The following is an 8658-nucleotide window of genomic DNA, read 5'->3' on the forward strand; positions in this document are numbered from 1 at the left end:
GAGCCCTTGGAGCCGTGGCGCCTTCCCCGGGCGCCCCGGACCCGTGGGCGCCCCGGACCCGTGGGCGCCCGGGCCCGTGGGCGCCCGGACCGGTGGGTGTCAGCCCGCCGACACGCCCGCCTTGCCGCTCAGCGCCTCCAGATCGCTCTTGCGTACCTGGATGACGAAGACGGCGACCAGCGCGGCGAGGGACACCAGGGCCACGGCGGCGATGAAGGCCGTGCCGATGCCGTGGGCGAGGACCTCGTCGCTCCAGGGCGCGGGCAGCTGGTGGGACTTGGCGAAGGCCGCCTTCTGCTCGGGTGAGCCGTGCGCGAGGAAGTCCCCCAGCTGGGTCTTGCCCTCGTTGCGGCTCGCGGTGCCGAAGACCGTGGTCAGGATGGACAGGCCGAGCGCGCCGCCGACCTGCTGGGTGGTGTTGAGCAGGCCGGACGCGGCGCCGGACTCGCTGTCGGCGATGCCGGAGACCGCGGTCAGGGTGAGTGTGACGAAGTTCAGGCCCATGCCGAAGCCGAAGAGCAGCAGCGGGCCGATGATCCCGCCGGTGTAGGTGCTGTCCGGGTCGATCAGGGTCAGCCACGCCATGGCGCCCGCGGTGATCAGCGTCCCGGTGACCACGATGGGCTTGGGACCGAAGCGGGGCAGCAGGCTCGTGGCGAGGCCCGCCGCGAGGACGATGGCCAGCGTCGAGGGAAAGAAGGCGACGCCTGCCTTGACCGGGCTGTAGTGCAGCACGTTCTGCACGAAGAGCACGATGAAGAAGAACATGCCGAACATGGCCGCGGCGAGGCTCAGCATGATCACGTACGTGCCGGAGCGGTTGCGGTCGGCGAACATCCGCAGCGGGGTGATCGGCTGCGGGGAGCGCCGCTCCACCGCCACGAAGGCGAGGAGCAGGACGACGGCCGCGCCGAAGGATCCCAGGGTCAGGCCGTCGCGCCAGCCGTCGCTCGCGGCCCGGATGAACCCGTAGACCAGTGCCGCCATGCCGCCGGTCGAGGTGAACGCGCCGGCCAGGTCGAAGGAGCCGGGGTGGCGCTCGGACTCCCGGATGCAGCGGGGCGCGAGCGCGGCGATGACCAGGCCGATGGGGACGTTGACGAAGAGCACCCAGCGCCAGTTGAGCCAGTCGGTGAGCATGCCGCCCGCGATCAGGCCGATGGCGCCGCCGCCCGCGGAGACCGCCGAGAAGACGCCGAACGCCCGGTTGCGCTCGGGGCCTTCGGGGAAGGTGGTCGCGATCAGGGCGAGCGAGGTGGGGGAGGCGATCGCGCCGCCGATGCCCTGGAGGGCGCGGGCGGCGAGCAGCTGCCAGGGTTCCTGGGCGAAGCCGCCGAGGAGCGAGGCGAGGGTGAAGACCAGGATGCCGGTGATGAACATCCGGCGCCGGCCGAGGAGGTCGCCGGCCCGGCCGCCGAGCAGGAGCAGCCCGCCGAAGGTCAGCGCGTAGGCGTTGATGACCCAGGTCAGGTCGCTGGTGGAGAAGCCGAGGGAGGTCTGGATGTGGGGGAGCGCGATGTTCACGATCGTCGCGTCCAGGACCACCATCAGCTGGCACATCGCGATGACCGCGAGGGCGATGCCGGGGCGGTCGGGGCGAGTGGGGTGCGGTTCGGGAGTGTGGGCGCCGGGCTTCGCGTCTATCTGATCTGACGTCATAAAGGGTCCCCTTGAGCATCCGTGCTAGGAAACGCCACCGTTCACTATGAAAGACCCTAGCGAGCCGGAGAGAGTGAACACAAGCGTTCACTAAGGGGAGTTGGGGCAGGCCGGCGGCGGGGTGACGGGACCCGTACGGGCTGTCCGGGTATGCCGTGCCTGGTCAAACGGCTGGAGGGCGACCACCATGGGGGCAGACCCGTCCGCCCCGCGGACCCGTCCCCAACGGAGAGAAGACGATGGCTACTTCGCGCCTGACTGCTGCCGACGAGGCCCCGCAGGTCTCGCCGCGCCGCCGGGGACCCGTCCTGGAACGGGCGATCCTCGACGCGGCTCTGGAGCAGTTGAGCACGGTCGGCTGGAACGCCCTCACCATGGAGGGCGTGGCCGCAGGAGCGCAGACCGGGAAGGCCGCGGTGTACCGGCGCTGGTCCTCCAAGGCGGAGCTGGTGGCCGACGCGCTGCGGAACGGGCTGCCGGATCTGGACCGGGCCGAAGACCACGGCTCGGTGCGCGAGGACCTCTACCAGCTCTGTCTGCGGCTGCGGGAGGCGATGTACTCGCGGTCGGGGTTCGCACTGCGCTCGGTGCTTTACGAGTGCGACGCCGCCAGCGCCGAACGGTTCCACGGCATGGTGCTGCGGCGCCTGGTCGAGCCCGCCCAGCGGCTCTTCCGGGAGGCCGTGCAGCGCGGAATCGAGCGGGGCGACGTACGGTCCGACGCCGCGGCGGAGGTGATCTTCGATGTCATCCCCGGGCTGATGATGTTCCGTGCGAAGGTGCGCGGGAGCGAATGGCCGGACGAGGCGGTCGCGGAGATGATCGATCACGTGATGGTGCCGCTGCTGCGGGCCGGGCCTGCCTGATCACGGTGCCGGGGCTGCCCGATCGGGGTGCCCGGGCCTGTCTGCTTGTGTGCCCCGGAGGCCCTGACCGTGGGGTCCGTTCGGCCTGATCGCGCGGTACGGGGTGGCCGGGGTGTCATCGGCGTCCCGGGCGGCGTAACCTTGCTTGCGCCATGCCGTACGAACCACCCACCCACACCGTCGAGCGCTCGATTCGCGCCACCACCGGATGCAAGATCATTGCCGGTGTCGACGAGGTCGGACGCGGGGCGTGGGCCGGTCCCGTCACGGTGTGCGCCGCGATCACCGGACTGCGCCGCCCGCCCGAGGGTCTCACCGACTCCAAGCTGATCACTCCGAGGCGCCGCCTCGAAATGGCCGTGCTCCTGGAGTCCTGGGTGACGGCGTACGCGCTGGGCCACTCCTCGCCACAAGAGATCGACGAGCTCGGAATGACCGCCGCGCTCCGTCTCGCCGCCGTCCGTGCGCTGGACGCGCTTCCGGTACGGCCGGAGGCGGTGATCCTCGACGGCAAGCACGACTACCTCGGCGAACCGTGGCGGGTCCGTACCGTCATCAAGGGGGACCAGTCCTGCATCGCGGTCGCGGCCGCCTCGGTGATCGCCAAGGTGCGCCGGGACGCGATGATGGCCGAACTCGGGGGAGCGGCGGGGGAGTACGAGGTGTTCGGCTTCGCCGACAACGCCGGCTACCCCTCGCCCACGCACAAGACGGCGCTGGAGGACCGGGGGCCGACCCCGTACCACCGGCTCTCCTGGGCGTACCTCGACGCGCTGCCGCGCTGGCGGCACTTGAAGAAGGTCCGGGTCTCCGCGGCGGCGGCCGCACTGGAAAGCGGGGGCCAGCTCGGCTTCGACTTCTGAAATCCCTGGACTTTCCCCGCCCTTAGCGGGGAGACTCCGCCCCGATCGCACTTTTGTGCCCACCCGGTGGTGCCCCATTCACCGGTGTTTGATAGACCTTTACCCATGCCTCTCATCCCCGAGGAGCCTCAGATTCACGAGAGCGCCCAGGGTCCCCGCGTCACTCCGGCCGCCGGCCGCACCGCGCCGACCCCCCGTCCCGTTCCTGGTCCGCGTACCGCGGCCGCACCGCGTCCCGGAACTCCGGGCCCCGGTCCCGCCCGGCCCACGCCCCCCGCGCAGCGCGCGCACACCGCCGCGCAGCCCCAGGCACCCCGTCCGGAGACCGCTTCCGGGCCGCAGATCCAGCTGATCCCGGCCCCGGCCGACGGCGCGCTCGACGCCGCGGGCGAGGCGGTGGACCTGCTGCTCGACACCGGCCGCGCGCCGGGCGAGATCCTGGTCCTCACCACCGGTGAGCCGCACCCGTGGGCGGCGCACGAGCTGTCCTTCGGCGAGGAGCCGTACTGGGCGCAGCACGACGCGCGCGACGACGTCTTCTACGCGGACGCCGCCGCGGCCGGGCGCGCCGGTGCGCGGCCCGTGGTGATCGTCGCGGTCAACGGCGGCGACGACGCGGCCCTCGCCGCGCTGCCGCTCGCCCGTGAGCGGGCGGGTGCGCTGCTGATCGTCTGCGGCGACCCGCAGCGGATCAACACGGCGCTGAGCGCGGGCGTCTGAGGGGACGCTCCGCGGGGGCGGTTCTTCGTGTGCGGGCTGCCGTGGGCTGGTCGCGCGGTTCCCCGCGCCCCCGTAGGGCGCGCCACTGCGGACAGGCCCCCGGGGGACAGGTCCTAGCGGGCCGCCACCCTGCGCAGGGCCTCCGCCGATCCGCTGCGCAGTGGCAGGGGCTCGGGGTCGGTGTCCGACAGGGAGCCGGGGCGGGTGGTGGAGCTGGGGTGGCGGCCGCCGCGGCCCTCGCCCAGCACTTGCCAGCCGCCGCGCGTCAGCGTGATGTACGCGCCGCAGCGCAGTCCGTGCAGGGTGCAGGCGTCCCGCAGGCCCCACATCCAGGCGCCGTCCTCCTCGGTCCAACGCTCGTCGCCGTCACGGCAGTAGAGCAGCACGGCGGTACGCACCGGGGTCCGGCGGCGCAGGTCGTGCGGGAGAACCCGGCGCAGATGCGCGAGGAGCGCGTTGCGGAACTCCCAGCCGTCGGCGGCGACCGGGCGCCGGACGAACGAGGCGCTGGCGGCCAGCCGTTCCTCGTGGTCCAGGACGGCGATCACCGCGGTCGACGGGGTCGGGCCGTGCCGACTGTGCAGCCCGCTGACCACCTCGCGGGGGTTGCGCAGCAGCGGGATCCCCGCCGAGGCCCACTCCGCGGGCTCCAGCATCCTTGCGAGGCGGTTCGCCGAGGCCGCCGACATGAGGGACGACGCGCCTGCCGAGGCTGCGGACGGAGCGAATCCGAAGGTCACGGTCCTCCCTTCCGGATACGCGCCCACAGTGCGGGCAGGGCGGGTGAGGGCGCAGCGCGGCAGGGCCCCGGACACCGGGTCCGCCGTTGAGGCGCGGTTCCAATTCTCGCTGGCTCGCGGGCACGCGGCAACGAGCAATTGGAGCCGCTGACTGGAATCGGAGGGTATGACACTCATATCCCTGCCCCGTCGCACCCCCGGTCACGCCCCGGATTCCCAGCGGTCACCCCTGCACGGCGAGGACCAGCGGAAACACCCCCTGCGCGCCCGCCCGGCGCAGCAGCCGGGCCGCCACCGCCAGCGTCCAGCCCGAGTCCGAGCGGTCGTCGACGAGCAGCACCGGGCCGCCCGCCTCCCGCACCGCTCGCGCCAGCTCGTCCGGCACCGTGAAGGCGTGGTGCAGGGCGCGCACCCGCTGGGCGCTGTTGGAGGCGGGAACGCGGGCCCCGGCGGCCTCCTCCCCGTACTCCACGCGTCCGAGGAGGGGCATGCGGCCGATCTCCGCGATCCGGGCGCCCAGCGTCTCGACGAGGCGGGGCCGGGTGAGCGAGGCGACGGTGACCACTCCGGCGGGCCGGGGCGGCGCGTCGGGGCCGCCGCCCGCCCAGCCGCCGGGGCCCTTGGCCCAGTCGGCCAGGACGGTCACCACGGCGTCGACCACATCGTCCGGAACCGGTCCGTCGGGGGTCTGGGGGGCGAGCATCGGGCGCAGCCGGTTGCCCCAGCCGATGTCCGAGAGGCGGCCCAGCGCCCGGCCGGGATAGGCCTGTTCGCCCGCGGGGATACGGCCCTTGAGGTCGACGCCGACCGCCGCGAGCCCGGTCGGCCACATCTTGCGGGGCTCGACCTCGACGCCCGGCCTGCCCAGCTCGCCCTTGGCCGCGTCCAGCGCCTTCCCGGAGACGTCGGCGGTGAAGCGGGCGCCCGCGCAGTTGTCGCAGCGGCCGCACGGGGCCGCCTGCTCGTCGTCGAGCTGGCGGCGCAGGAACTCCATCCGGCAGCCGGTCGCCGACGCGTAGTCACGCATCGCCTGCTGCTCGGCGGAGCGCTGGCGGGCCACCCACGCGTACCTCTCCGCGTCGTACACCCAGGGTCGTCCGGTGGACGTCCAGCCGCCCTTGACGCGGTGGACCGCGCCGTCCACGTCGAGGACCTTGAGCATGGTCTCCAGGCGGGTGCGCCGCAGCTCGACCAGCGGCTCCAGGGCGGGCAGCGAGAGGGGGCGGCCCGCCTGGGCCAGCACGTCCAGGGTGCGGCGGACCTGCTCCTCGGGCGGGAAGGCGACCGAGGCGAAGTAGCGCCAGATCGCCTCGTCCTCCTTGCCGGGGAGCAGCAGCACCTCCGCGTGCTCCACACCGCGGCCGGCGCGGCCCACCTGCTGGTAGTAGGCGATGGGGGAGGAGGGCGAGCCCAGGTGGACCACGAAGCCGAGGTCCGGCTTGTCGAAGCCCATGCCCAGGGCCGAGGTGGCGACGAGCGCCTTGACCCGGTTGGCCAGCAGGTCGTCCTCGGCCTGCTGGCGGTCCGCGTTCTCCGTGCGGCCCGTGTAGGAGGCGACGGTGTGCCCGCACTGGCGCAGATACGCGGTGATCTCCTCGGCGGCCGCCACGGTCAGCGTGTAGATGATCCCGGAGCCCGGCAGTTCGTCCAGGTGGTCGGCGAGCCAGGCCAGGCGGTGCGCCGCGTCCGGCAGCGACAGTACGTTCAGACTCAGGCTCTCGCGGTCCAGGGGGCCGCGGAGCACCAGCGCGTCGGTGTCCGCGCCGGTGCCCAGCTGCTCCGCCACGTCGGCCGTCACGCGCGCGTTGGCCGTCGCCGTCGTCGCGAGGACCGGGACGCCCGGGGGGAGCTCGGCGAGCATGGTGCGCAGCCGGCGGTAGTCGGGGCGGAAGTCGTGGCCCCAGTCCGAGATGCAGTGCGCCTCGTCCACGACGAGCAGGCCGGTGGCCGCCGAGAGCTTGGGCAGCACCTCGTCGCGGAAGTCCGGGTTGTTGAGGCGCTCCGGGCTCACCAGGAGGACGTCGACCTCGCCCGCGGCCACCTCGGCCTGGACGGTCTCCCACTCCTCGGTGTTCGACGAGTTGATCGTGCGGGCGCGGATGCCCGCTCGGGCGGCGGCCTCCACCTGGTTGCGCATCAGCGCGAGCAGCGGCGACACGATCACGGTGGGGCCGCTGCCGCGCTCGCGCAGCAGCGAGGTCGCCACGAAGTACACCGCGGACTTGCCCCAGCCGGTGCGCTGGACGACCAGCGCCCGCCGCCCCCCGGCGACGAGCGCCTCGATGGCGCGCCACTGGTCCTCGCGCAGCCGGGCCGCCCCCGTCGGGTCGCCGACCAGGCGGGCCAGGACGGCGTCGGCCGCGGTGCGCAGATCCGTGGTGCTCGTGTGGTTCATGCCCCCATACAACAGGACGGGTCTGACATCCGGCCCGTCCATGGGCGCCACCGGCCCCGCCGCACGCCCCCGGGCCCGCTGCTACGGCGTGATGTGGTCCGAGCGCAGGCCGTCGAGCACGATGTCGATGTAGCGCCGCCAGTCGCCGGTGCGGCGGTGCACGATCGAGGTGAGGCCGCAGGTCAGGGCGAGGATGTCGACGCCCGCGATGTCGCGCCGGATGGAGCCGGTCGCCTGGCCCTTGCCGACCAGGTCCACGAGCTCGGCCTCCAGGTCGGCCCGCATGGTGCTGGGCGGGCCCTCGGAGCCGAGCGTGCCGCCGACGACGCTGGCGAAGCCGCGGTCGCGGGCCTCCACCTCGCCGACCCGGGTGAGCAGCATCTGGAGCGCTTCGAGCGGCTCGGCCGACTCGCGGCACACCGTGCGGTAGTACGTGAGGATCTCGCCGAAACGCTGCTGGGAGGCCGCCACGACCATGGCTTCCTTGGTGGGGAAGTGGCGGTAGAGAGTGCCCACGCCGACCTCGGCGTGCCGGGCCACCTCGTCCATGGACACGTTGGCGCCGCGTTCCGCGAAGAGCTCGCGCGCCGCGTTCAGGACCCGGGCCCGGTTGCGCTCCGCGTCAGCCCGGAGCCGGCGGGGACCGCTCTCACTGACTGGCGTTGACGTTGGCATACGGAACCTCCCTCCGTTTGACTCTACTATGCCCTGCCGTTACCTACTGAACCAGCCCCGACTTCACGCCAGTTGGGGTATGCGGTTCGCAGTTGCCCAGTAGGTTCCAAAGGTCGGCCCCGGGTGTTGACAATGGCCTGGTAGCCGGAGTGAGACGGAAGGAAGAACACGATGTCGTTGCCCCTGGGGCGTACGAGTGCGCCGGAGGTGTCGGCGTCGGTGGAGGCATTCCTGACGGAGCCGCACATCGGCACGCTGACCACCATCCGGCCCGACGGGTCCCCGCACGTGGCGCCGGTGCGGTTCACCTGGGACGCGGAGGCGGGGCTCGCCCGGGTGATGACGGTGTCCTCGTCCCGCAAGGCCCGCAACCTGGTCGCCACGGCGGGCGGCCGGGCCGCCATCTGCCAGGTGGCCGGGTTCAGTTGGGTCACCCTGGAGGGCACGGCCTCGGTCGTCGACGAGCCCGCGCGGGTCACCGAGGGCGCGCGCCGCTACGCCAGGCGCTACCGTTCCGGCCCGCCCAACCCGCCCGGCCGCGTGGTGGTCGAGATCCGGGTCGACCGCGTGATGAGCCTGAACGTATAGGGAAGGCCGTACAGCGAAGGCGGAACGGCCACCGCCGAGCAGAGGGGGGGGGGGGGGGGGGGGGGGGGGTCCCCCCCCCCCCCCCCTCCTTTTCCTTTTGGTTCCTGTCCCTTTTGCTGGGGGGGGGTGGGCGCCACCCCCCCCCCGCAGCA

8 protein-coding genes are annotated in these 8658 nt (G+C 73.1%); 4 read left to right on the forward strand and 4 right to left on the reverse strand.

What is annotated here, in order from left to right; translation table 11 throughout:
* Positions 1 to 99: 99 nt before the first annotated feature.
* The gene (locus ACZ499_RS10520) at positions 100 to 1659 is read right to left on the reverse strand and encodes an MFS transporter (protein ID WP_468673656.1); all 1560 of its coding nucleotides are present in this window, start codon (positions 1657 to 1659) and stop codon (positions 100 to 102) included.
* 239 nt (positions 1660 to 1898) lie between these two features.
* Here ACZ499_RS10520 and ACZ499_RS10525 point away from each other — a divergent pair, with 239 nt between their 5' ends.
* The 3 genes from ACZ499_RS10525 to ACZ499_RS10535 all read left to right on the forward strand — a co-directional run bounded on the left by ACZ499_RS10525 (position 1899) and on the right by ACZ499_RS10535 (position 4108).
* A complete protein-coding gene (locus ACZ499_RS10525) occupies positions 1899 to 2525 on the forward strand; it encodes a TetR/AcrR family transcriptional regulator (protein WP_468673658.1) in 627 nt (208 codons plus the stop codon).
* Positions 2526 to 2677: 152 nt separating this feature from the next.
* Positions 2678 to 3388, forward strand: coding sequence for a ribonuclease HII (locus ACZ499_RS10530; protein ID WP_385546449.1), 711 nt, complete (start codon positions 2678 to 2680; stop codon positions 3386 to 3388).
* A gap of 105 nt (positions 3389 to 3493) precedes the next feature.
* Positions 3494 to 4108, forward strand: coding sequence for a hypothetical protein (locus tag ACZ499_RS10535; RefSeq protein ID WP_468673660.1), 615 nt, complete (start codon positions 3494 to 3496; stop codon positions 4106 to 4108).
* A 113-nt stretch (positions 4109 to 4221) separates the two neighbouring features.
* Here ACZ499_RS10535 and ACZ499_RS10540 read toward each other — a convergent pair whose 3' ends face one another.
* The 3 genes from ACZ499_RS10540 to ACZ499_RS10550 all read right to left on the reverse strand — a co-directional run bounded on the left by ACZ499_RS10540 (position 4222) and on the right by ACZ499_RS10550 (position 7918).
* On the reverse strand, positions 4222 to 4848 hold the full coding sequence (locus ACZ499_RS10540; RefSeq protein WP_468673662.1) for a hypothetical protein: 627 nt from the start codon (positions 4846 to 4848) through the stop codon (positions 4222 to 4224).
* Positions 4849 to 5071: 223 nt separating this feature from the next.
* On the reverse strand, positions 5072 to 7243 hold the full coding sequence (locus tag ACZ499_RS10545; protein ID WP_468673664.1) for a RecQ family ATP-dependent DNA helicase: 2172 nt from the start codon (positions 7241 to 7243) through the stop codon (positions 5072 to 5074).
* Between the two features lie 81 nt (positions 7244 to 7324).
* Positions 7325 to 7918, reverse strand: a complete 594-nt coding sequence (locus ACZ499_RS10550) for a TetR/AcrR family transcriptional regulator (RefSeq protein ID WP_371655113.1) — start codon at positions 7916 to 7918, stop codon at positions 7325 to 7327.
* A 171-nt stretch (positions 7919 to 8089) separates the two neighbouring features.
* Here ACZ499_RS10550 and ACZ499_RS10555 point away from each other — a divergent pair, with 171 nt between their 5' ends.
* On the forward strand, positions 8090 to 8506 hold the full coding sequence (locus tag ACZ499_RS10555; RefSeq protein WP_468408668.1) for a pyridoxamine 5'-phosphate oxidase family protein: 417 nt from the start codon (positions 8090 to 8092) through the stop codon (positions 8504 to 8506).
* Positions 8507 to 8658 lie beyond the last annotated feature (152 nt).

The organism is Streptomyces sp. NPDC031265, from assembly GCF_055570295.1.